The organism is Amycolatopsis vastitatis (assembly GCF_002234595.1).
GTDB classification, from domain to species: Bacteria; Actinomycetota; Actinomycetes; order Mycobacteriales; family Pseudonocardiaceae; genus Amycolatopsis; species Amycolatopsis vastitatis.
Genome location: NZ_NMUL01000021.1, coordinates 80,882 through 101,890, shown reverse-complemented (window position 1 = coordinate 101,890; position 21,009 = coordinate 80,882). Strand labels below are relative to the sequence as shown.

At 71.7% G+C, this 21,009-nt stretch carries 20 protein-coding genes; 11 read left to right on the top strand and 9 right to left on the bottom strand.

Translation table 11 applies throughout. The features are described from left to right. Nucleotides 1–3: 3 nt before the first annotated feature. Entirely contained in the window at nucleotides 4–1,386 is a 1,383-nt protein-coding gene (locus tag CF165_RS20985) for a glycoside hydrolase family 10 protein (protein WP_093949230.1), read from the top strand. Nucleotides 1,387–1,520: 134 nt separating this feature from the next. Continuing rightward, nucleotides 1,521–1,958: a VOC family protein gene (locus CF165_RS20980; protein WP_093949432.1), complete on the top strand. Its 438-nt coding sequence runs from the start codon at nucleotides 1,521–1,523 to the stop codon at nucleotides 1,956–1,958. On the opposite strand, the gene CF165_RS20975 is transcribed toward CF165_RS20980, so the two are convergent. After that, entirely contained in the window at nucleotides 1,921–3,633 is a 1,713-nt protein-coding gene (locus CF165_RS20975; RefSeq protein ID WP_093949229.1) for a helix-turn-helix domain-containing protein, read from the bottom strand. The two genes, CF165_RS20980 and CF165_RS20975, sit on opposite strands and share 38 nt — an antisense overlap. Before the next feature lie 147 nt (nucleotides 3,634–3,780). On the opposite strand from CF165_RS20975, the gene CF165_RS20970 reads away from it, so the two are divergent. Together CF165_RS20970 and CF165_RS20965 are read left to right on the top strand one after the other, a co-directional pair. Then, nucleotides 3,781–5,148, top strand: coding sequence for an MFS transporter (locus tag CF165_RS20970; RefSeq protein ID WP_093949228.1), 1,368 nt, complete (start codon nucleotides 3,781–3,783; stop codon nucleotides 5,146–5,148). Then, a complete protein-coding gene (locus CF165_RS20965) occupies nucleotides 5,145–6,764 on the top strand; it encodes a tannase/feruloyl esterase family alpha/beta hydrolase (protein WP_093949227.1) in 1,620 nt (539 codons plus the stop codon). Before CF165_RS20970 ends, CF165_RS20965 begins: the two co-directional genes overlap by 4 nt. 28 nt (nucleotides 6,765–6,792) lie before the next feature. On the opposite strand, the gene CF165_RS20960 is transcribed toward CF165_RS20965, so the two are convergent. After that, nucleotides 6,793–7,458 carry a VC0807 family protein gene (locus CF165_RS20960; RefSeq protein ID WP_093949226.1) on the bottom strand — a complete coding sequence of 222 codons (666 nt, stop codon included), beginning with the start codon at nucleotides 7,456–7,458 and terminating at the stop codon, nucleotides 6,793–6,795. Between the two features lie 54 nt (nucleotides 7,459–7,512). Between CF165_RS20960 and CF165_RS20955 the strand changes: the two genes are divergently transcribed. Next, a complete protein-coding gene (locus CF165_RS20955) occupies nucleotides 7,513–8,091 on the top strand; it encodes a PadR family transcriptional regulator (RefSeq protein WP_093949225.1) in 579 nt (192 codons plus the stop codon). Nucleotides 8,092–8,261: 170 nt separating this feature from the next. Then, nucleotides 8,262–9,563, top strand: a complete 1,302-nt coding sequence (locus tag CF165_RS20950) for an FtsW/RodA/SpoVE family cell cycle protein (RefSeq protein WP_240521697.1) — start codon at nucleotides 8,262–8,264, stop codon at nucleotides 9,561–9,563. Between the two features lie 24 nt (nucleotides 9,564–9,587). On the opposite strand, the gene CF165_RS20945 is transcribed toward CF165_RS20950, so the two are convergent. Next, entirely contained in the window at nucleotides 9,588–10,127 is a 540-nt protein-coding gene (locus CF165_RS20945; RefSeq protein ID WP_093949224.1) for a MauE/DoxX family redox-associated membrane protein, read from the bottom strand. 133 nt (nucleotides 10,128–10,260) lie between these two features. Between CF165_RS20945 and CF165_RS20940 the strand changes: the two genes are divergently transcribed. Genes CF165_RS20940 through CF165_RS20925 form a run of 5 tightly spaced genes read left to right on the top strand, consistent with a single transcriptional unit; the run spans nucleotide 10,261 to nucleotide 12,761 of the window. Next, nucleotides 10,261–10,953: a hypothetical protein gene (locus CF165_RS20940; RefSeq protein ID WP_093949223.1), complete on the top strand. Its 693-nt coding sequence runs from the start codon at nucleotides 10,261–10,263 to the stop codon at nucleotides 10,951–10,953. Continuing rightward, on the top strand, nucleotides 10,950–11,474 hold the full coding sequence (locus CF165_RS20935) for a hypothetical protein (protein ID WP_093949222.1): 525 nt from the start codon (nucleotides 10,950–10,952) through the stop codon (nucleotides 11,472–11,474). Before CF165_RS20940 ends, CF165_RS20935 begins: the two co-directional genes overlap by 4 nt. After that, nucleotides 11,440–12,006, top strand: coding sequence for a hypothetical protein (locus tag CF165_RS20930; RefSeq protein WP_093949221.1), 567 nt, complete (start codon nucleotides 11,440–11,442; stop codon nucleotides 12,004–12,006). Before CF165_RS20935 ends, CF165_RS20930 begins: the two co-directional genes overlap by 35 nt. Further along, nucleotides 12,006–12,179 carry a hypothetical protein gene (locus tag CF165_RS51775; protein ID WP_167441527.1) on the top strand — a complete coding sequence of 58 codons (174 nt, stop codon included), beginning with the start codon at nucleotides 12,006–12,008 and terminating at the stop codon, nucleotides 12,177–12,179. Before CF165_RS20930 ends, CF165_RS51775 begins: the two co-directional genes overlap by 1 nt. A gap of 18 nt (nucleotides 12,180–12,197) precedes the next feature. Next, nucleotides 12,198–12,761 carry a hypothetical protein gene (locus CF165_RS20925; protein WP_093949220.1) on the top strand — a complete coding sequence of 188 codons (564 nt, stop codon included), beginning with the start codon at nucleotides 12,198–12,200 and terminating at the stop codon, nucleotides 12,759–12,761. Here the strand turns inward: CF165_RS20925 and CF165_RS20920 are convergent. The 6 genes from CF165_RS20920 to CF165_RS20895 form a co-directional block, all read right to left on the bottom strand. Continuing rightward, nucleotides 12,736–16,038 (bottom strand): S8 family serine peptidase, encoded by a 3,303-nt coding sequence (locus CF165_RS20920; RefSeq protein WP_093949219.1) that lies wholly within the window; start codon nucleotides 16,036–16,038, stop codon nucleotides 12,736–12,738. The two genes, CF165_RS20925 and CF165_RS20920, sit on opposite strands and share 26 nt — an antisense overlap. Nucleotides 16,039–16,315: 277 nt before the next feature. Continuing rightward, entirely contained in the window at nucleotides 16,316–16,927 is a 612-nt protein-coding gene (locus CF165_RS20915) for a tyrosine-protein phosphatase (protein WP_276209736.1), read from the bottom strand. A gap of 33 nt (nucleotides 16,928–16,960) precedes the next feature. Further along, on the bottom strand, nucleotides 16,961–17,713 hold the full coding sequence (locus CF165_RS20910; protein ID WP_093949217.1) for a thaumatin family protein: 753 nt from the start codon (nucleotides 17,711–17,713) through the stop codon (nucleotides 16,961–16,963). 35 nt (nucleotides 17,714–17,748) lie between these two features. Beyond that, nucleotides 17,749–18,558, bottom strand: a complete 810-nt coding sequence (locus tag CF165_RS20905; RefSeq protein ID WP_093949216.1) for a glycoside hydrolase family protein — start codon at nucleotides 18,556–18,558, stop codon at nucleotides 17,749–17,751. 64 nt (nucleotides 18,559–18,622) lie between these two features. Then, a complete protein-coding gene (locus CF165_RS20900; protein WP_093949215.1) occupies nucleotides 18,623–19,036 on the bottom strand; it encodes a cysteine/serine endopeptidase inhibitor in 414 nt (137 codons plus the stop codon). Nucleotides 19,037–19,297: 261 nt separating this feature from the next. Continuing rightward, a complete protein-coding gene (locus CF165_RS20895) occupies nucleotides 19,298–20,953 on the bottom strand; it encodes an ArnT family glycosyltransferase (protein ID WP_240521694.1) in 1,656 nt (551 codons plus the stop codon). Nucleotides 20,954–21,009 lie beyond the last annotated feature (56 nt).

The window sequence follows — 21,009 nt, the reverse complement described above, 5'->3', positions numbered from 1 at the left end:
CGGATGGCAGGGAGTTCGTCGGGACGGCGGTGGTGGCGGTCGCCGGCCGCCCGAGTAGTGGCGGGAGTGGCCACCGTGGCGGCCACGGCTGCTGTCCTGGTGACGGCGCCCGGCGCCGATGCCGCGGCCGGCACACTCGGGGCCGCCGCCGCGCAGTCCGGCCGGTACTTCGGCACCGCGATCGCCTCCGGACGGCTGGGCGATTCGGCCTACACCACGATCGCGGCGCGCGAGTTCAACATGGTGACGCCCGAAAACGAAATGAAGATCGACGCGACCGAGCCCAACCAGAACCAGTTCAACTTCTCGGGCGGCGACCAGGTCTACAACTGGGCGGTCAGCCACGGCTCCCGCGTCCGCGGGCACACCCTCGCCTGGCACGGTCAGCAACCGGGCTGGATGCAGAGCATGAGCGGCAGCACGCTGCGCAACGCGATGATCAACCACATCCAGAAGGTGATGGCCCACTACCAGGGCAAACTGGCGTACTGGGACGTGGTCAACGAGGCGTTCAACGAAGACGGCAGCCGCCGTCAGTCGAACCTGCAGGGCACGGGCAACGACTGGATCGAGGTCGCGTTCCGGACGGCGCGTGCGGCCGACCCGTCGGTCAAGCTCTGCTACAACGACTACAACATCGACAACTGGAGCTACGGCAAGACCCAGGGCGTGTACCGCATGATCCAGGACTTCAAGTCCCGCGGCGTGCCGATCGACTGCGTCGGCCTGCAGGCCCACTTCACCGGCGGCAGCTCGGTCCCGGGCAACTTCCAGACGACGATCTCCAGCTTCGCGGCGCTCGGCGTCGACGTGGCGCTCACCGAGGTCGACGTCACGAACGCGTCCACCTCGCAGTACACGGCGCTGACCCAGGCGTGCATGAACGTCGCGCGCTGCGCAGGCATCACCGTGTGGGGCGTGCGGGACAGCGACTCCTGGCGGTCCAGCGAGAGCCCGCTCCTGTTCGACGGCGGCGGCAACAAGAAGGCCGCCTACAACTCGGTGCTGAACGCCCTCAACGTCGTCGGCCCGACGACGACACCCACCACTCCGACGGGCCCGACGACGACCACGACGACCACGACGACACCGACGACCACGACCACGCCACCGGGCGGCGGCAGCTGCACCGCCACGCTGTCGGCGGGACAGTCGTGGAGTGACCGGTACAACCTCAACGTCTCGGTCAGCGGCTCGAGTTCGTGGACGGTCACGATGAACGTGCCGAGCCCCGAGAGGATCAGCGCCACCTGGAACATCAGCGCCAGCTGGCCCAGCAGCCAGGTCCTCATCGCGAAACCCAACGGCAACGGCGACAACTGGGGCGTCACCATCATGACCAACGGGAACCGGAACTGGCCCAGCGTCAGTTGCAGCGCCTCCTGAGGGACGAGGGGTGTGAGTGACTCGTTCGCGAAAAGGGAGCTTCGCGAACGAGTCACTCACGTCGCCGGGGCGAGCGGGCGCCGGTTCGATCGAGCCCCGGCTCGCCACCGGCGCTGCTCGGTAACATGCAGCGCATGGCCATCAAACTTGAGAACGTCGGCATCGCCGTTCGCGACCTCGAAGCAGCGATCGCCTTTTTCACCGACCTCGGTCTCACGGTCGTCGGCCGTGACACGGTCAGTGGTGAATGGACCGACACCGCCGTCGGCCTTGATGGCAACCACGCCCACATCGCCATGCTCCAGACGCCGGACGGTCACGGTCGCCTCGAGCTCTTCGAGTACATCCACCCGGAAGCGATCGAATCGAAGCCCACTCCTCCCAACCAGATCGGCATGCACCGCGTCGCCTTCTCGGTCGACGACATCGACAAAGCCCTTGAGACAGCCGCGAGGCACGGCTGCCGTCCGCTGCGTGGCGTGGCGACCTATGAGGACGTCTACAAGCTCACGTACGTCCGCGGTCCCAGCGGCATCATCGTGATGTTCGCCGAGGAGCTGAAGAAGAACTGACGGCCGACCGGAGCTGGTGCAGCCGGAGCCCGAGCCGCAGTTCCAGGTCGTTCTCGTGGCGCCAGTCGAAGCCGAGGACCGTGCCGGCCCGGTCCAGCCGCTTGAGCAGCGTGTTGACGTGCAGGTGCACCGCGCGGGCGGTCGCGGCGACGTTGGCGCGGTGGCCGTAGTAGGCGGTGAGGGTGCCGACGAGGTCGGTGCCCCGCCGCCGGTCGTACTCGAGGAGCGGGCCGATCGAGCCGGCGAGGAAGCGCTCGAGCTCGCCGGCCCGTTCGGGGTCGAAGACCATGGCGTACAAGGCATGTTCACGGGTGGTGGCGCCGACGTCGGTGTGCCCGAGCGCGCGCAGCACGGCGGCGCAGCGCCCGGCCAGGGAGAACGCCCGTGCCCAGTCGTGGCCGCCCGCCCGTTCCCCGACGACGATGACGGCGGCGCCGAGCGTCCGCCGGAGTCTCTTGTGGACTTCCGTGACGGTCGCCTCGTCGACGGCGCCGGGGAGGATCATCGTCGCCCGGCCCAGGTGCTCGCCGGCCAGCCCGGCGCGTTCCCGGGCGATGTCGTGCAGGTGCCGCGCGAGGTCGGCCGGCGGCGCCGCGGGGGAGTCCGCCACCAGGACCAGATCCAGGCCGTCGACGTCGATGTCGCGCGCCCGGGCGCGGGCGCGCTGGGCCGGGCCGATCCCGGGACTGCCGACCATCAGCTCGGTCAGCAGCTCTCCGCTCAGCCGCTCGCCCGCCTCGGCCACGGCCCGCTCCTTGAGGATGAGCAACCCCAGGATGTGCGTGGCCCGCTCGAGGGTCCGCAGGTCCGTGTCGTCCGGCAGGCCGGCCGCGGTCCGGCGCCACACCAGCGCGCCGAGGTAACTGTCGCCCGCCTGCACGGCCGCCACGCTGCGGGTGGTTCCGTCCGGGCGCACCGATACCGCGCAGCGGCCCGAACGGCGTGCGTCTTCGACGACGCCGGCCAGGTCGATCTCCGCCGCCCGGTCCAGGAGGGTGACGCTTCCGCCCAGCTGGTCGGCGAGGTGCTGGGCGACGTCGGCCGGGGTCCCGCCGCCCAGCACGACACCGGTCAGCGCCTCGTGGATCGCTTGCGCCCGCTCGATCTTGCGGTACGCGACCCGCAGCTCCCGCAAGGCGGTCCGGCTCGCTTCGTAGAGCCGGGCGTTGTCGAGCGCGACCGCGGCGTGGTCGGCGAACGCGTTCAGCAGCGCGATCTCCTCGGCCTGGAAGGACCGTTCGGAGCGGTCCGCGGCGAACAGGGCGCCCACCGCTTCACCGCGGACGACCAGCGGCACCCCGAGCAGCGCGACCAGTTCCTCGGTGACGACCAGGCGGTCGAAGTCCGGATCGTGCTGGATGAGCGTCGAGGTGGCGTAGTCGCGCACCCAGTGCGGGCTCTTGGAAGCCAGCACCTTGCCCCCGAGCCCGACGGTGGCCGGGATGGTCGCCGCGAGGAACCCGGCGGAGATCGTGCCTTCCGACGCGCGCGCCGACAGCCTGCCGTCCGCGCCGACCAGCGAAAGGTAGGTGAAGTCCGTGCCGATCAGGTCGTGGGCGTGGTGGACGATCGACTGCAGGACCTGGTCGAGCTCGCCGAGCGCGGTGAGCGACTTGACGGTCGCGTACAACGACGCCAGTTCACGCTGACGGCGCGGTTCCGCCGCACTGGTCACGGGAGCCGTCCCTCCTCGGCATCGGGTGGGCGAAGGACCCACCGTTCCGGCGGGAGGAGTGGGTGGTCCACACCTCAGCCCGCAGCGTAACGGCGCCCTACCATCACCGCCATCACCTGCCTGCGCTCCCCGACGAAGGCGGCATCCATGGCCATCCCGCTCACCACGACCCGGCGCCGGGCCTTCCGCAAGCTGCTCGCGGCGGGGCTCATCGGCAGTTCGATCGAGTGGTACGACTTCTTCCTCTACGGCACCGCGGCCGCGCTGGTGTTCCCCAAGGTGTTCTTCCCGCACGCGTCGGCGCTGACCGGAACCCTCCTGGCCTTCAGCACCTTCTGGGCCGGCTTCGTGGCGCGGCCGGTCGGCGGCGTGCTCGCCGGGCACCTCGGGGACCGGTACGGGCGCAAGCCGGTGGTCGTCGCCTGCCTGGCGCTGATGGGCACGGCGACGTTCCTGATCGGCTGTCTGCCCAGCGCGTCGGACGTCGGGGTACTCGCGCCGATCCTGCTGGTCACCCTGCGCTTCGTCCAGGGGATCGCGGCCGGCGGCCAGTGGGGCGGCATCGTGCTGCTGCTCACCGAATCCACCGGGCCCAAGCGACGCGGGTTCGCCGGCACCTTCGGCCAGACCAGCGTCCCGGTCGCGGTCATCCTCTCGAACCTGATCTTCGTGGCCGCCGGCGGCCTGATGCCGGACGCCGCCTTCCTCGGCTGGGGCTGGCGCATCCCGTTCCTGCTCAGCGTCGTGATGTTCGGGGTGGTGCTCTACATCCAGGCCAGGGTGGAGGACACCCCGGAGTTCCGGGAGCTGCAGCGGGCGGTGTCGAAGCCGGTGGCCCGCGCCCCGCTGGCCGAGGTCCTCCGCACCCGGTGGCGGACCATCCTGCTCGGGTGCGGGCTGCTGTCGGCCACCAACAGCCTGTTCTACGTCAGCATTTCCGGGCTCCTGAGCTACGGCACCGGCACGCTGAAGCTCGAGCGCAATGCCCTTCTCGCGGTCGTGCTGGCCGGTTCCGTGGCGATGCTCGCGATCATCCCGTGGTCCGGCCACCTCTCGGACCGGGTGGGCCGACGTCCGCTCATCCTGGTCGGCGGGCTGGGTGTCGCCGTCTGGGCCTTCCCGTACTTCGGGCTCGTCGGCACCGCGTCACTGCCGCTGATCTTCGTCGCGGTGACGGTGGGTTTCGTGTTCCAGTGCCTCACCTACGGCCCGATCGCGAGCTTCCTCGGTGAACTCTTCGCGCCCGGCGTCCGCTACTCGGGCGCGTCGCTGGCCTACCAGCTGTCGGCGATCGTCGTCAGCGGCGGCACGCCGTTCCTCATGACCGCGCTCATCGCGGGTACCGGCAGCACCCTGCCGGTCGCCGCCTACATCGCGGCGATGGGGCTGATCACCTTCGCCAGCGCGTGGTTCCTGCCCGAGACGAACCCCGCCGAGGTCCGTGCCGATCCGCTCGCCGTCCCGGGTGCGCACCTCCACCAGCCGTCCCGCGAGGTCCGGAGCGGCCGGCCATGAGGAGAGCACGCCGGCTCGCCGTGTCGGCGGCCTTGATGCTGGCGGCGAGCGTGCCGGGACCCGCCGCGGCCGCCTCGGCGGTGCCGGCGTGTGCCGCGCTGGCCGGGCTGCGGATTCCCGTGCCGGTCATGAGCCTGCCGACCACCGGCGGTCGCGTCACGGCGGTTTCGGTCGTGTCCGATCCCGTCCGTGGCCAGTACTGCCAGGTCGACGCCGACCTCTTTCCCGTCGACCCGGCCGCGCCCGCCATCAAGCTGCGTGTCGCGCTGCCCCGCGCCTGGAACCACAAGGCGATGATGTTCGGCGGTGGCGGGTTCGACGGCACGATCCCGGACCTGACGGCGAACGTGCCGTTCGGTCCCGCCGACCGGCCGGTGCCGCTGGCCCGCGGGTACGCCACGTTCGCGAGCGACTCCGGCCACCGGCAGAACCCGGCGTCCCCGCCGTCACTGGACGGCTCGTTCGGCGTGAACGACGAGGCCTTGCGGAACTTCGCGGCCGGCGACGCCCTCAAGAAAACGCGCGACGCGAGCCTTTTCCTCATCCGGCACGCCTACGCGGCGATGCCCGCCGAAGTCTTCTTCGCCGGAGGGTCGACCGGCGGCCGCGAGGCACTCGTCGTCGCCCAGCGGTGGCCGGCCGCGTTCGACGGGGTGATCTCGGCGTACCCGGCGTGGAACAACCTCGCCGAGATCCTGGACCTGGGCTACATGACGCAGATCCTGGCGCGCCCCGGCGCCTTTCCCGGGCCCGGGAAGCAGACCCTGCTCTACGACAGCGTCGTCGACGCGTGCGACGGTCAGGACGGTGTCCGGGACAAGGTCGTCTCGAACCCGGGCGGCTGTCGTTTCGATCCGCGCACGCTCCGCTGCCCGGGAGGAGCGGATACCGGGCCGGCCTGCTTGTCGGACGCCCAAATCGGGGCCGTGACCGCGATGTCCTCCCCGTTCCGGTGGCCGTACCGGATCGCCAGCGGCGAAACCGGGTACCCGGGCTTCCCGTTCCTTTCGGGGGCGGACATGCGGACCCCGTTCCTCGGGTTCGGCACCACCGCGCCGGCCGACCCGATGCCGGTGACGAGCGGGTACGGGACGCAGTACTGGGACCAGTGGGTCAAGTACTTCCTGACCCGGGACCCGCGCCACAGCCCGCTGGAAGTGGATCCCCGGCACCCCGGCCGGTGGCTCGGCCGGATCAGCTTCCTGTCCACAGTGGAGGACCGGAACGACGCGGACCTGCGCCCGTTCGCCCGCGCCGGCGGGAAGCTGATCCTCCTCCACGGCGCCGCGGACGAGCTGGTCTCACCCCTCTCGACGAGCGACTACTACGAGCGGGTCCGCGCCGTGCTGGGGCCACGGGAGACCGGTGCGTTCCTGCGCTACTACGTCGTCCCCGGGGCGAACCACGCCAATTTCGGCACGCCGGCGTTCGCGGCCGGCTGGGACTCCCTCACGGTGCTCGAGCGGTGGACCGAAGCCGGACAGCCACCCGCGAACGAGGTCGTGACCGACCTGTCCCACCACCGCACCCGTCCCCTGTGCGCCTATCCGGGCTGGCCCCGGTATCGCGCGGGTGATCCGGACGTTGCCGCGAGCTTCGCCTGCGCCCGCCCGTAACCCGGTCGGCAATAGATGGCGGTCGCAGTCACTCTTCGGCGAGCAGCCCCTCGATGATCTTCCGGGGCCGCCGGATGAACACCGCGCTCACGGCGGCCACCAACCCGATCATCACGAAGGTCAGGACGTTGCACACGTCGACGACGTGCGCGATGTCGTTGTCCGGCGCCGAAAGCAGGAGGTACGCCTTGACCGCGCCCGTCGCGACCATGATCAGGCCGAGCGCGGCCGTGAGCAGCCGCTGCGACCGGCGGTATTCCGGGATCTCCCGCCACGCGCGCTCGAAGGCCCGCTCCCGTTTCGGGTCCCCGAACGTCGCGATGGACATCGAGCTCGCGTGGGCGAGCGGCGTCCGGTGCACGAGCGTGGCGAGGCAGAAGACGCCGGCGACGAGGACGTACGCCGCCACGCGCAGGGCCGCCACGCGGGGGCTGTTCGTCACCAGGGAAACAGTGATCGTCGCGGCGATCTCGCAGAGCACCAGGAGACCGATCAGGTCGGTCCGGCGGCGGCGGACGGTCACGACCGCGGCCACGACGGCGACCGCGATGGCCGGCACCGTGAGCGCCCAGAAGACGCCGACGTCGAAGGCGCGCAAGAGGTAGTAGCCACCGATCGAGAGGACGATCTCCAGCAAGCCGGCCAGCAGGCCGCCCGACCGGGCTTTCGGCGGCCGTTGCGCCACGGATGACATCACGGGCTCCTCCCGTTCTCCGATAGTACGTACTGGACTAGTATAGTACGCACTATGGCTTCTCGTGGACAGCTTTCTCCCGTCGCGATCGCGGTTCTGGCGCTGCTGGCCGAAGAGCCGATGCACGCCTACCGGATGCAGCAGCTCATGCGGGAGCGGGGCGTGGGCCTCGTGGTCAACGTGCGCAACCGGTCCGGGCTGCACGCGTCCCTCGACCGGCTGGCCCGGGACGAGCTGATCCGGGTCCGCGCCGTCGAACGCGATGCGCGGCACCCCGAGCGCACCGTCTACGAGCTGACGGCACCCGGCCGGGAGACGCTGCTGGCCGGCCTGCGCGACCACGTGGCCACTCCGGCACGGGAGTTCCCCCTGTTCCCCGCCGTGGTGTCCTTCCTGCACCTGCTCAGCCCCGAGGACGCACGAGCACGGCTGGAGCTGCGGGCCGAGGCGCTGCAACGGCGGCTCACCGTGACGGAGGCGGTGCTCACCGCGTCGCGCGAGTACGGGGTTCCCCGGCTGCACCTGCTCGAGCACGAGTACCTCGAGACCACCACCTCCGCGGAACTGGCCTGGGTGCGCGCGGTGTCCCGCGACATCGGCGCCGGTGACCTGACCTGGGAGCCGTACGCCTGACCGACGTAGTCCTCAGTGGACAGTCGTCCCCTACGGCGGGTATGGCCGGCGTGAACGAGTCCGGTGGGGTTCTCAGCCTCTTGCCAGCCGGGCCTGGCAAGCTCGGACCGGACCACAGCGGAACAAGAGGAGGACGGGTTGTGCCCCGGCCACCACGATCGGCTTCTCCCGTGCCCGCGCAGCGAGGTGCCGGCGTCCGGCGGCCACCGGTCGCCGCCCTGTGGGAGCGGCTGACCGGGTGGACGACCCGGCCGCTCGCGTCGTTCCACCTGGTGCTGGCCTTGGCCGGGCTCCTCACCGTGGTGGGGGTGGTGATGGTGTCGAGCGCGTCGTCGGTGGCGTCCTACGACCCGCGCACTCCCGGCCAGGGCGGCTTGTTCGTCAAGCACATCACCTACGTCGCACTGGGTGCGGGGGTGTTCTGGCTCGGGCTGCGCGTGCCGCTCGCGACGATCCGCCGGTGGTCCGGCGGGGCGATGCTCGTTTCGCTGGGCATGCTGGTCGTCGTGCTGACGCCACTGGGCTCCGACGGTGGCGGGGCGCAGCGCTGGTTCGTCGTCGCCGGGCAGTCCGTCCAGCCGATCGAGTTCGCCAAGCTCGCGCTCGCCTTGTGGGGCGCGCACGTCCTCGTGGCCAAAGGTCGGCTGCTGCACCGGTGGCGGCACCTGCTGGTGCCCGTTGTCCCCGTGACGCTGCTGATGTTCGCGCTCGTGATGGCGCAGCCGAACCTCAGCGGCACGATCACCCTGGGCATCATCACGCTCGGCCTGCTGTGGTTCGCCGGCATGCCCGCGCGGTTGTTCACGGCGCTGGTCCTCGGCGCGGCGGCCGGCTTCACCGTGCTCGCCCTGAGCGAGGACTACCGGCTGGCGCGCGTCCTCTCGTTCCTGTCGTCGGCCCCCGACCCCGGTTCCGGTTCGTACCAGGCGATCCAGGCGTCGTACGCGCTCGCCGACGGGGGAGTGTTCGGCCGGGGGCTCGGGCAGGGCAGCTCGAACTGGGGTTACCTGCCCGGGGTGGCCAACGACTTCATCTTCGCGCTCATCGGCGAGGAACTGGGCTTCGTCGGCGGTATCGCGGTGCTGTCGCTGTACGCGGGCGTCGCCGTCGCCGGGATGCGGATCGCCCGCCGCACCCAGGATCCCTGGATCCGCATCGTCGCGGGCACGCTGACCCTGCTGGTCGTCGGCCAGGCGGCGATCAACGTCGGCTATGTGGTGGGCCTCCTGCCGGTCACCGGCGTCACCCTGCCGCTGATCTCCTACGGCGGCTCGTCGCTGCTGGTCACCATGCTGGTGTTCGGCATCCTCGCCAACTGCGCGCGCCACGAACCCCCGGCCGTCGCCGCGCTGCGGGAACAGGGACCCGGCCGGTTCGGGACGTTGTTGCGGCTGCCTGCCCCGCCGCCGGTCCGAAAGCGGGAAAACGCGCCCTCGCCTGTCAGTGATTTCCCGGCGGGTATTCGCCGGTAATGCGGACAAGCCGCGGTGGAAGAATCATCGACCGGAACGGCCGGATTTTCGTTCGCTGGTTTCGCGCCAGGCGGGAACCAGGTGGCCGGCCATCGCGATGACGACACCGGCCGCCACGCACGACCACCGGTCCGGTACTTCCGCGACCGCGCCGGCAGCCGCGCATCCGGCGCTGCCCGCGGCGAGCACGACCGCTCGGGCCACCACCGCCCACGACACCTCCTCCGCGCCGAAACAGCCGCACGGCACGCCCGGCCGGCGCGTCCGCAGCACCGCGGCGTAGCCGGCAAAAGCGCAGTACACGGCCGCCTGGGTGGCAGCGGGCAGGGCCGCGGCCACCGGGTCCGCGAGCAGGAGCGCCAGGACGGCCACGCCGACGATCAGTTCCGCCCCGGCGGTCGCCGCCGCCGCGAAAGCCGTCCACGCCGGCGGCAGCAAGCGGTGCGCCCGCAGCACCGCCCGGTGCTGCCGCGGCCGCGCGGCGTGCGCCACACCGGCCACCAACAGGAGAATCGCCCCGAGTGCGGTCAGGACGGTCATTCCCGGCGGCCACAAAACGTTCATGGACCCACTGTATTCGCGGACAAAAGTACCGCCCCCGATCGGAGCAATTCGGAAACCGTTGCGGAACGATCGTGGCCGCCGAGGAATCCGTCGGCTAGTCTCACCGGGCGGATTCCGGGGAATCGGAGGTCTCATGGCGACACAACGGCTGCGATTGGTGGCGCCGAGCGGTGACCGGGTGACCGTCGGCCTTTCCGCGGCGGCCCCCGTTTCCCACGTGGTGGCCGGAGTCCGGTTCGTCGGCGGTTCGTTCGGCACCGGGTTCCAGATCGGGCCGCGCGGTTACCACGACTTCGCCTGCACGTACGTCGCGCCGGCCGAAACCCGCGAACGCCTGGTCGTGCACGGCCGGGAAGTGGTCGTCGCCGAGGCCCGCGACGGGCAGTCGTCCTTGGCCACCCTGATCGGCACGTACCACGAACTGATGACGGTCTACGCCGGACCGGCTCCCCGCCGGGACCGCGTGCTCGCCCTGTTCGGCTCGCTGCGGATCGAAGACCACGCCGGCGGCATGACCGTCGCCCCCCGCGCGGCGACGCTGCTGGATCCGGCGAACGAGCACTTCGTGGTCGTGGTGAAGGACCACGGTGCGCTGTCCATCCCCGCGCCGAGCCACGCCGCCGGGCTGCTCCCGCGGCACGCGGGCGCCCGCACCCGGTACGGCGAGGTCTGGAAGTCCGTGTACGCCGGGGATGCCGCGCGCTCGTTCGTCCTGGGCTGCCCCGCGGGCGTGGCCGAGGTCCACCTCGCGGACACGGCGGCGAAGACCGAGCGGCAACGGCTCGACTGGCTCGACGAGATCGACATCGCCTGGGACCGCCGATGACCCCGTCGACCGCGCTCACCGTCCTCACCTGGGCGGCGATCCTCCTGCTGTTCTTCGGCTTGGCCGCCGTCCTGCGCGAGGTCCGGCTGCTGCGCGGCGTGGTCACCCGGACCACGGACGGGTTCGTGGCCGTGCCCCCGGACCTGGTCCTCGGCCCGCGGTTCGCCGGAGGCGGTGGCCGGATCGTGGCGGCGGTCGATTCGGGCTGCCCGCTGTGCCTGACCGTGGTCGAACGGCTGGCCGGGCTCGGCGCGGAAGCGACCCTGCTGACCCACGAACCGCTCGCGACGTGGGCGGACCTGGCCCGCGGCCTGCCGGTGGTCAGTGACGGCGAAGCCTGGCGTGCGGTCTCCCACCTTTCGCCGCCGGTGCTGATGCTGCTCGACGACACCGGCCGCGTCCGCCGGATGCTGCTCCCGGTCCGGGCCGGCGAAGTGGACACCACCCTGGCCGAATGGGCCGTCCCGAAGGCAGGAGGCGATAGCGGTGACGCTGGAGTTGGCGCGCATTCCCGGTCTTGACCGGCCCGGGCCGGATGCCGTGGGCACCCGCGCGGGACGGAAGCTGAAGGCCGGCGGCACGAGGAGGACGTTCCTGCGTGCGGTGGCGCTCGGCGCGCTGACGCTCGGCGCGACCGCGCTCGACTGGTCGGGCCTGTCCCGCGTCCGGAAGGCGAACGCCGAGTTCAGCCCGTACGGCATGCCGGGGTTCGACCGCAACGACTGCCACGACGCCTATCCGACCGGCTACGCCGAACTGCCCGACACCAGCGGTGCCTATGTCAGCGCTTACGCCGCCTGCTTCGGCGGCTTCTGGCGTGGAAGCACCTACTGCGACGCCGGATGGCACAAGTACGGCACCTGGAACGAGGGCGGCATCCAGGTCGACCACCAGCCCGTGGCCAACACGTGCGGCCAGTTCGTGGGCAAGAACGCGTGGCGGTGGACGACCCCGGACCAGAAGGTCTACCGCTGCTCGGACGGCTTCTCGACCTTCTGGGGCGGCGGGTACACCGGCCAGACGTACCTGACGATCTGCCGCGCCGCCCTTTGATGCCCGGGACTTCCCGGCGCCGGTGGCACCCGCTGACGATCGCCGCCGGCCTCGCGTTCGCCGCGGCCGGCGTGACGGGCGCACTCCTGCTCGCCGGGCCGGGCTGGCTGCTGCCGAGCGCGTGGCTCGTCCTGTGCGCGGCCGCGGGGTTCGCCACCAGCGGCTCCAGTTGAAGCCGGAACTCGGCCTTCGTGCTGAGCTCGCCGGTCTGGCGAGGCACTCCCGTACTGGCGTTCTGCGCGGGCCTGGTCTGCGGCGGCGCCCTGACCGCGACGGTCCTCCTCGTGGGCGGATCCCTGCTGCGCGCGCCCCTTCCCGGCTTCGTCCGCTGGGCCGTGGTGGCGGCCGCGCTGGGTGCGGTGCTGCTGCGGGAAACGGGCGTGTGGTCGTTCCGGCTGCCGGAAAACCGGCGGCTGGTGCCGGACACCGTGTTCCGCCTCGGCCGGCACCTGGGGCCGCTGCAGTTCGGGTTCGAGATGGGCACCGGCGCCCGCACCTACCTGCCCAGCGGCCTGCCGTACGTCGCCGCGGTCGCCGTGGCCCTCACGGCTTCGGTCCCCGCCGCCCTGTGTGCGGGCGCCGGGTTCGGGCTCGGCCGGGCCCTGATGACGACCGCGAACCTGCGCTACGACGGCGAAAGCGGCTGGGACGGCGAATGGCGGGCCCACGGCCGGGAACTGAGGTTCCTGACCGGGGCCGCCTTCGTCGTGCCGCTCGCCGCGGTCGCCGTCACGGTGTCGTCTGGTACGCCCTGATCACCGTCTGCGTGAGCGCGTTGCCTTCCGTGTCGCGGGCGGTGATCCGCAGGGACACGAACCCTTCGCCCGCCGGGTTGCGCACCACGGCGAGCCCGCCGTTGCCGAGGCGCACGGCAGGCACCGACGTCCAGGTCGTGCCGTCGTCGGCGGACGTCTCGACCCGCAGCTCCGCCAGCCGGAACTCCCCGGCGCCCGGCTGCCGCTGCGCGGTCAGCGCGAGCACGAACGGCTTCCCGGCCGGGGCGCGGCTCTGGTCGTCGACCGCACCCTCGGCCCGGACCACCAGCAGTGGCAACGGTTTCGCCGGCGCGGCCAGACCGGGCTCGTGGAACGTCCACGCGACGTCCACCCCGGTCCCCACCACCGACCACGGCACACTGCGCGTGGCGACGGACCGCAGCGTGTAGGTGCCCGCGCCGTCCGGGATGGTGAACGCCCCGGAGGCCGGGCTCGCGGTGGTACCCAGCGGGACGCCGTCGCGCGACAGCGTCGCCGTGCCGGTGAGGCCGCCCGGCGGCGAGGTGTACTGCTCCGGGTCGCTGCCCGACACGAGCGGGATCGCGTACGTCAGCTGGTTCCCGGCGCGGAGCACACCCCAGCCGTCCTGCGGCGCACCGAAGGCGGGCCCGACCGGGGCGCGGTTCCAGCCGGAACGCTGGGGGCCGGGCCGGTAGGTCCGGTACGAGTAGTTGTTCTCCGCGTCGGTCAGCGGGGTGGGGTACACCGCCACGGTGTGCTGCCAGCTCACGCCGGGCCCGGCGGTGTAGTACTCCGTGCGCCGGCTCGGCAGGGTCTGCGCCGAGACCAGGTACGTGCCGGTGTCGGCGCCCGGGAAACCGAACGTGGAGTCGTCGACGCGCAGCGCGTCCGCCGGCTTTCCCTGCGTGTGGTACCGGGTGTCGACCACGGCGAGGTCCCGGTCGCGCACCCGGAAGACCGGGTCGGCCGGAACGCGGCCGCGTTCGAGGAGCGCCAGCTGGTAGACGTAACCGTCCGGATCCACGCCGGGTGGCCGGGCGGCCAGGGTGGCCCGGAAGTACAGCGCGTAGGTGTGGTCGGTGACCTCGCGGTCCGAGCCCACCGCGTACAGCTCGTTGCCCGGCTGGACGGTCCAGGCGAGCGTGCTGGTCCGGGTGCCGCCCGGATTCCCGGACACCAGGCCCAGCTCGCCGCCCTGCAGCCGCGCGTCCGCGCGATCGACCGCCGCGCGCACGGGTTTGCCCGCCCGCGCGTCGAGCGTGACCGCGACATCGCCGGTCACCGGCTGACCGGGCCGGGACAGCAGTGTCACCGCGGCCGGCCGGGTCTGGCCCGTCGGATCACCGGACACGTCGAACGCGTTGAGGTCGTAGCGCCCCTTCGGCACCCGCACGACGGCCGTGCCGTCGGAGCGGAACGGCCGAACGCCGAACGCGGCCCCGGTTCCGGTGTCGACCAGCGTGGCGACGCCCGCCGTGAACCGCCCGTCCCGGCCGATCAGCCGGACGGACACGTCGTAGCTTTCCGGTTCCAGGAAGGCGCCGAGCGCGGTCTGCACGGTGATCCCGGGCGCCGTCGCGGTCAGCCTGCCGCCGTACTGCCCGGCGCCGTCCGTGCCCGGCCGGAGGGTGACGCCGACGTCGGCGGCACCGCGGGCGGGGACCACCACGGACGGCACCGACGGCGTGAACAGCGCGGACGTCGTGGCGAGGGCCAGGGTGACGGCCGCGTCGCCGTCGTTGCGGTAGGTCACGGTCTTCCTGACGGACGGGGTGCGCGGCCAGGCGACGAAGCCGTAGCCGAGGCTGCCGGTGGTGGCGGTGACCTGCTGGGTGACCGCGCGTCCCACGTCGACCCGGCCCGCGCCCTGCTCGACGACGTCGGCGGTGGCGCGGGCGGTGCTCGTCAGCGTGGACTTGAGCCGGTCGGCGAGCCAGTCCGGGTGCCGCTGGAGCAGCAGCGCCGCCGAACCGGCGACGTGCGGCGCCGCCATCGACGTGCCGGACAACCTGGCGTAGTTGTCGTCGACCGGGGCGGTGTCGCCGTCGCGGGTGCCCGCGGCCCTGGCCGAGACGATGCCCTCGCCGGGCGCGGCGATGTCGGGCTTGAGCGCGTAGTCGCCGGGCCGGGGGCCACGGTTCGAGAACGCGCTGGTGGTGTCCTGAGCCGACACGCTGCCGACCGCGAGCGCGGCGTCCGCTGCGGCGGGTGCGACGACCGGCCCCGGTTCGGGCAGGTCGAGCGAGCGGTCGTTGCCCGCCGGGGCGACGAACAGGGTGCCGTAACGGGCGGTCAGCGCGTTCACCGCCTGGGACACCGGATCCGTGCCGTCGGTCGCGTCGCCGCCGAGGCTCAGGTTGACCACGCGCACCTTCGGCGCGATCCACTCCAGGCCGGCGATCACGGCGGACTCGGGGCAGCCGTAGGCGACGCAGACCTTGCCGCTGATCAGCCGCGCGTCCGGCGCCACCCCGCGGTAGCGGCCTCCGGAGGCCGCTCCGGTTCCGGCGATGATGCCGGCGACGTGCGTGCCGTGCCCGAGGTCGTCGCTCGCGTCCGGCCTGGTCCCGGTGAAGTCCTTCGCTTCCAGGACCTTGCCGGCCAGGTCCGGGTGGTCGGCCTTCACGCCGGTGTCGAGCACGCCGACCGTCACGCCGCTGCCGGTGTAGCCGGCCTGCCAGGCGGCCGGGCCGCCGATCTGCGGCACGCTGACGTCGAGGGCCGGCGTGGCCAGGCCGTCCAGCCACACCTTGCCGGCCCCGGCCCGCGTGGTGAGCCAGGTCCAGAACTCCGTGGCACGGCGCTTGTCCTGGCGCAGGGCCGTGCCGTGCACGCTCGGCAGGTCGCGGACCGTCGTGGTGGCGGGGGGAGCCTGGGTGGCTTCGGCCGAATCGGTGAGGATCAGGGGGAGTTGTGGCGCGGAGTCGGCGAGGTGCTGCCGCAGCAGCTCGGAAACGTCGAACAGCCGGGAATCCAGCTTGCCGGACGCCACCAGCGCCAGCGCGTCCGACGGCACCACGGTGATGTCGCCGGGTTTCGTGCCGGTGTTCGTTTCGCGGAAGAAGCCGATCCGGTCGCGGCCCGGGCCCGGTTCGATGACCACCGGGCTCGCACCGCGGGAGTTCGGCAGCACCCGCACCCGGTCGCCGGTGATCAGCGTGACCGTCCGCCCGGGATCGCCGGAAACCGGGGAAACGGCGGCGGGTTCCGCCGCCGCCGACGGCAGGGGCTGCGACAGGCTCGCCACCACCACGGCCGCCATCGCGCCCGCCGTCGTCTTCCGTCTTCGCTGCATGTCAGGACCTCCCGATTTCTTCGGTGCCCATCCTGATAGCCCCCACAATGCGAGCACGGCGAATATCCGCGCCTGGCGCCGCCGATCATGAATGGTCCGGCGGCCCGGAATGGTCGGAAATTCACACCCCTCGAATTGTGCCCACCCGCGGCGTCCGGACCTGGCGTTTCACCGGAACACATTACCATCCGGGGTGGCGGATTACGCCATGCGTCACCCTCTTGACAATTGATCGACAAGAGGGGTGGTGGTGTGTCCGGAATGGGGTGAAGAACCGCTAGGAAAGCAGCCGGTTCCTTACCCGCTCGAGCTGGGCGCCGGTCGCTCCGCCCGTCAGCAGGTAAGCGCGCGCACCTCCGTGACGGTTGTCCAGGTGGTTCAGCATCCGGAGGATCGTGTCGCCGCTGCAGCCGTCGGTGCGCGCGTAATCCGCGGCGATCGAAGCGGGCGGCACGCTCGCGACGCTCAGCGCGAGCGCCACGAGCACGCCCGTCCGGTCCCGCCCGGCGCTGCAGTGCACCGCGAGCGGGCCGGACGGGGCGTCACCCAGCCGGACGAAGACGTCGGCGATCCGGCGTTGGTTGGTGTCGAGCATGGTCCGGTAGGCGTCCGGCATGGTGGTGCCCTGCTCCGCCAGTTCACCGATCAACGGCTCGTTGCGGTACACGGGATCCTCAGCGAACGGGCTGGGCTCCAGCACGGTCTCCCGCGCCCACCGGAGGTCCACGATGCGGCTGATCCCGGCGGCGCGAACGGCCGCTATCCCGCCGGCGGTCAGCCGGCTGTGGCTGTCCGACCGGAGAAGCGCGCCGAACCGGATCGTGCGACCGTCGGACGAGGGCAAACCACCTACGTCACGACCGTTGAGGCAGCCCTCCCAAGCCAGCATCACCCGGCGATCGTAACCGAACCCCGGCTGTCCTCAGGAACCGTGGTTGAAGGTGATCGTGAAGCCGCTGCAGGAGGCGCACTGGTACACCGTCTGGTTGCCCGGCTCGGTGTCCTGTTTGGACCAGGCGTACGCCTTGGGGCAGTGCGACTTGATCGCGTCGCTGTAGCTCGTGGGCGCGTCGCGGTTCGGGTTTACGCAGTTGACCAGCGTGCCGCCGGGGGAGTACTGGCGGTCTTCGGCCGGGCAGTAGGGCAGCAGGTTCTCCGGGCAGCCCGCGGTGCCGCACGATGCCGAACCCGGCGGTACGTTCGCGTTGACCGGCTCGATCGTGATCGGCAGCGAGAACGCGTTGACGTAGCTGACGTCGTACCACGGGGCGAGGCCGTCGGCGGTGTCGAAGTTGAACTCGGCCAGGCTGGCGGGCTGTTCACCGGTCGCGCAGTGGTCGGCGTAGGCGCCGCAGTCGCCGACCAGGCAGTGGAAGTTCTGCCCCGGCGTGCCCGTGCACCCCTGGCGCGCGAAGAACTTGCCCCGCCAGTGCCCGGGGGCCGACGTTTCCGGGATCGTGACGGTCGCCGACTGCCCGTTCGCCAGTGTCGGCAGGGTGGCGAAGTTGACGGATTGGTCGGCGTTCACGGTGCTGCCCAGCCAGAGGGTCTGGCCGGAGCGGTTGACGAACGTGACGGTGTGGTTGCCCGCCGCGGTGGCCGGAGCCGCCGGTGAGCTCACGGTCAACGCCACCACGATCGCCGCGGCGACGGCGAAGAGTCTCCTGGAAAGCATGGGTTCGACCTCCGTTCGTTCCGTGCTGAGAGGGATCAACCGGCGGCGCGGTAGGCGACGCCGCTGGTGTTCGGGGTGGTGCCCGTGTAAAGGCCGGTCGGGGTGGTCGACGTCGAGAGGGAGAACCAGGCGTAGCGCTCGACGAACGACGATCCGTCGAGCATCGCCGTGGACCGGGTGACGAAGTCGGCCTGCTCGGCCGCGGACGGGTACCGCGGGGTGGGTCCGGAGTAGTCGGTCAGCGCGTACTCGGTGAGCCAGATCGGCCGGTGGTAGCGGTTGTACACCGCCTGCAGGTACGACTGCAGCTGCCCGGTCGCCGCGGTCGAGAAGTCTCCGCCGTACCAGTGCAGCGGGATGAAGTCGACGCGGTAGCCGCGTGCCGCCGCGCCGCTCATGAACCGGTCGAGCCAGCCGCCGGGGGTGTCCCCGCCGTACGCCACCGCCGGCGCGCCGAGCCGCATGCCGGTCGCCTGCAGCTGGGGCCACAGGTCCAGTGCGGTTTCGACGGACATGTTCGCCTGGCCTGCCAGGTCCGGCTCGTTGAACGCGAGCAGCGTGCTGCCGGCCGCCTTCGCCTGCGCCAGCTGAGCCGGGGTGACCGAGCCGGAGCCCCAGATCATCGGGACGAACTCCGTGCCGGCCGTTGCGGTGATGCCCTGGGTGTCCGACGCCCAGGTGTAGAACCACCGGGCGCCGACATCGGCGAGCGCGGTCGTCACTCCGGAAAAGGCGGCGGCGCTGACGCCCTTCTTCGTGCCGGCAGCGGTTGCCGGGCCGGTCAGGCCGCCGACGGCGGCCACGACGACGGCCGCGAGGACGAGGATCTTTTTCAACTGGTTCATGCCACTTGCTCCCGAGAAGGGGTGACCGGCCGGCCTCCGGCGGCGCCGGAGGCCGGCATGGAGGTCACGAGCGGACGAACGACCAGGTCACCGCGATGTTGCCCAGGTTGGGGTCCGCCAGCTGGGCGAACGCCGGTTGACTGAGGTCGATGTGCGCGCTGTCGCAGCTCGGGCACTTGTCCACCACCGGCACGGTGATGGTCCGGCCGTTGGCGGACACCCGGATGGACACGCCCTGACACAGCGGGTCGTTGTTCGGGTTGGCCGTCGTCCAGTACGCGGCCGGAGCCGCGACGAGCATCTGGGTGGCGGCGTTGATCTGCGTGCCGCAGGCGCCGAAGCCCGCGTCGTTGTAGTAGGTGGCGCGTCCGTTGATCGGCTGGTCGAAAGGAATGTCGGCCCACGCCGTACCGCTCATCGTCAGAGGAAGTGTGACAGCGGCGGCCAGTACGCCAAGTGACTTGGTGGTCTTGCGCATTCCGTCCCTTTCCCTCGTGTTGCGGACGTGTTCGCGCCGGATGCTACTGGCCGGCGCAATGCCTTGCTATGACAAGGAACTGTCCGGACAAGATCGGCCGTCAACGTTGACAATGGGAAGGAATATGCTCAGTACGGAAATCGTGTGTGACGGTTCTCGGGTATTCCCGAAATCGTCGGATCAGCGGGTGGTCCGGTCCCGGATCACCACTGGCGGCGGCTCCGGTGGTCGGCGTAGCGGGCGATGACCTTGTCCACCCCGTCACGGCCGTCGGAAGATCGTGATGGAGTGGCCGACCTCGTCGACCGGTGTACTTCCCTGGATCAGCGTGGCCAGGCGGCTGTCGGCCTTGGCGACGGCGGAATCCGAGACGACGAGCAGCCCGTGCACCTCCTCGGGTGGCACGCCGAACGGGTCGGCGGCGTCGATGCCGTAGGCGGACGGCACGCCGCTTCCCTTGTAGACGAGCCACACCCGCTCACCGGGGTAACCCTGCCGCAAGCGGGCGGCCAGCCGGCCCAGGTCCTGGCCCCAGTCGACGTTGGAGTCGTGCAGCCACCGGTGGGTGTCCGCCGGGCCGCCGAACGCCTCGTTGGCGTACGGCAGGTAGTAGGGGAACGTCCGCAGCGAGCTGACCGCGGAGAAGACGACCAGCGCCGCCACGGCGACGTGCGCCCAGCGCCGGCGGATCGCGACCACCCCGGCCGCCGCGACGGCCAGGAACATCGGCAGGAAGATCGCGTACCGGACGCCGAGGTCACGGCTGCCGGTCATGGCCACGGCCAGCAGCACCGCCGAGGGCACGAGGACGTACGGTGCCGCCGGGCGCAGCCGGGGAACCGCCACAAGCACGACGGCGCCGGCCACCCAGAGCGCCAGCGCGCCCAGCGGCGTCTTCACCAGCAGCGCGGCCGGGAGGTAGTACCACAGCGAGCCGACGTGGAGGCTGCCGAAGAGGAAAGTGCTCCAGACCTGGTCCTCGAAGCCGAACTGGACACGCATCCCGTCGAGGTAGGGCCGGGGCAGCGGCAGCCACCCGGCGAGCGCCCGCAGGCCGTCGGCGGGCGGCAGGCCCGCCGGTGCGGTCCAGCGCAGCCGGGGATCCACGGCGAGATAGGACGCCCACACCACGGCGATGGCGATCAGCGCCACGCCGGCGGCGGCCGCGACGCCGAGCCCGAGGTGCCGGACCGTTCTGCGCAGGCCGTCGCCGGGAGCGTGCCGGGCGTGCCGGACGGACAGCACGGCGAGGAGCACCACCACCGGGACGGCGGCCAGCGCGCTCATCTTCGTGGCCACGGCCGCGCCGAGGGCCAGCCCGGCGAGGGGCAGGTAGAAGGCGGGGCGGCGCCGGGCCCGCCACAGCAGCCAGGCCGACGTCAGCAGGAACCCGGCCATCGGCACGTCCAGGGTGGCCAGGGACCCGTGCGCGATGAGGTCGGGGGAAAACGCGTACAGGGCCAGCGCGGCCAGCCCGCCGGCCGGACCGGTCAGCTCGCAGGCGAAGGCGAAGACGACCAGCCCGAACACCAGCGTCAGCACGATCACCGGCAGCCGGGCCAGCAGCAACAGCCGGCCAGGGTCGTGGCCCGACTCGTACAGCACGTGCCGGCCGAGCTGGGTCTGGTCGCCGTCGAAGGCGGGGCCGACGTGCACGTCGGCGAAGGCCAGCCCGGTCGCGATGATCAGCTTGCCCAGCGGCGGGTGCTCCGGGTTGTACCGCAGGCTGTGCTGCTCCAGGGAGAACACCGCCGTGCCGACGTAGACCGGTTCGTCGATGGTCGGGGTCTGCTCGACGGCCGTCGTGACCATGGCGATCGCCATCTCGGCGAGCAGCGCGACGACGGCGAGCGCGAACCACCACCGCCGGTGCCGCCGCAACCGGCCCGGCGGACGTCCGCCTGCGTCGGGGGTCACCGCTTCGGTGCTCGGTGGCCGGCTCGTCAAGAGGGCCAAATCGCCGGCCCTTCCTC

What these genes read in the sequence shown, in the direction of transcription:
- CF165_RS20945 (WP_093949224.1), bottom strand. Translation starts at nt 10,127, where the DNA reads ATGAACGTTTTGTGGCCGCCGGGAATGACCGTCCTGACCGCACTCGGG.
- CF165_RS20905 (WP_093949216.1), bottom strand. Translation starts at nt 18,558, where the DNA reads ATGAACCAGTTGAAAAAGATCCTCGTCCTCGCGGCCGTCGTCGTGGCC.
- CF165_RS20985 (WP_093949230.1), top strand. Translation starts at nt 4, where the DNA reads ATGGCAGGGAGTTCGTCGGGACGGCGGTGGTGGCGGTCGCCGGCCGCC.
- CF165_RS20960 (WP_093949226.1), bottom strand. Translation starts at nt 7,458, where the DNA reads ATGTCATCCGTGGCGCAACGGCCGCCGAAAGCCCGGTCGGGCGGCCTG.
- CF165_RS20920 (WP_093949219.1), bottom strand. Translation starts at nt 16,038, where the DNA reads ATGCAGCGAAGACGGAAGACGACGGCGGGCGCGATGGCGGCCGTGGTG.
- CF165_RS20940 (WP_093949223.1), top strand. Translation starts at nt 10,261, where the DNA reads ATGGCGACACAACGGCTGCGATTGGTGGCGCCGAGCGGTGACCGGGTG.
- CF165_RS20910 (WP_093949217.1), bottom strand. Translation starts at nt 17,713, where the DNA reads ATGCTTTCCAGGAGACTCTTCGCCGTCGCCGCGGCGATCGTGGTGGCG.
- CF165_RS51775 (WP_167441527.1), top strand. Translation starts at nt 12,006, where the DNA reads ATGCCCGGGACTTCCCGGCGCCGGTGGCACCCGCTGACGATCGCCGCC.
- CF165_RS20980 (WP_093949432.1), top strand. Translation starts at nt 1,521, where the DNA reads ATGGCCATCAAACTTGAGAACGTCGGCATCGCCGTTCGCGACCTCGAA.
- CF165_RS20955 (WP_093949225.1), top strand. Translation starts at nt 7,513, where the DNA reads ATGGCTTCTCGTGGACAGCTTTCTCCCGTCGCGATCGCGGTTCTGGCG.
- CF165_RS20965 (WP_093949227.1), top strand. Translation starts at nt 5,145, where the DNA reads ATGAGGAGAGCACGCCGGCTCGCCGTGTCGGCGGCCTTGATGCTGGCG.
- CF165_RS20915 (WP_276209736.1), bottom strand. Translation starts at nt 16,927, where the DNA reads ATGCTGGCTTGGGAGGGCTGCCTCAACGGTCGTGACGTAGGTGGTTTG.
- CF165_RS20970 (WP_093949228.1), top strand. Translation starts at nt 3,781, where the DNA reads ATGGCCATCCCGCTCACCACGACCCGGCGCCGGGCCTTCCGCAAGCTG.
- CF165_RS20900 (WP_093949215.1), bottom strand. Translation starts at nt 19,036, where the DNA reads ATGCGCAAGACCACCAAGTCACTTGGCGTACTGGCCGCCGCTGTCACA.
- CF165_RS20935 (WP_093949222.1), top strand. Translation starts at nt 10,950, where the DNA reads ATGACCCCGTCGACCGCGCTCACCGTCCTCACCTGGGCGGCGATCCTC.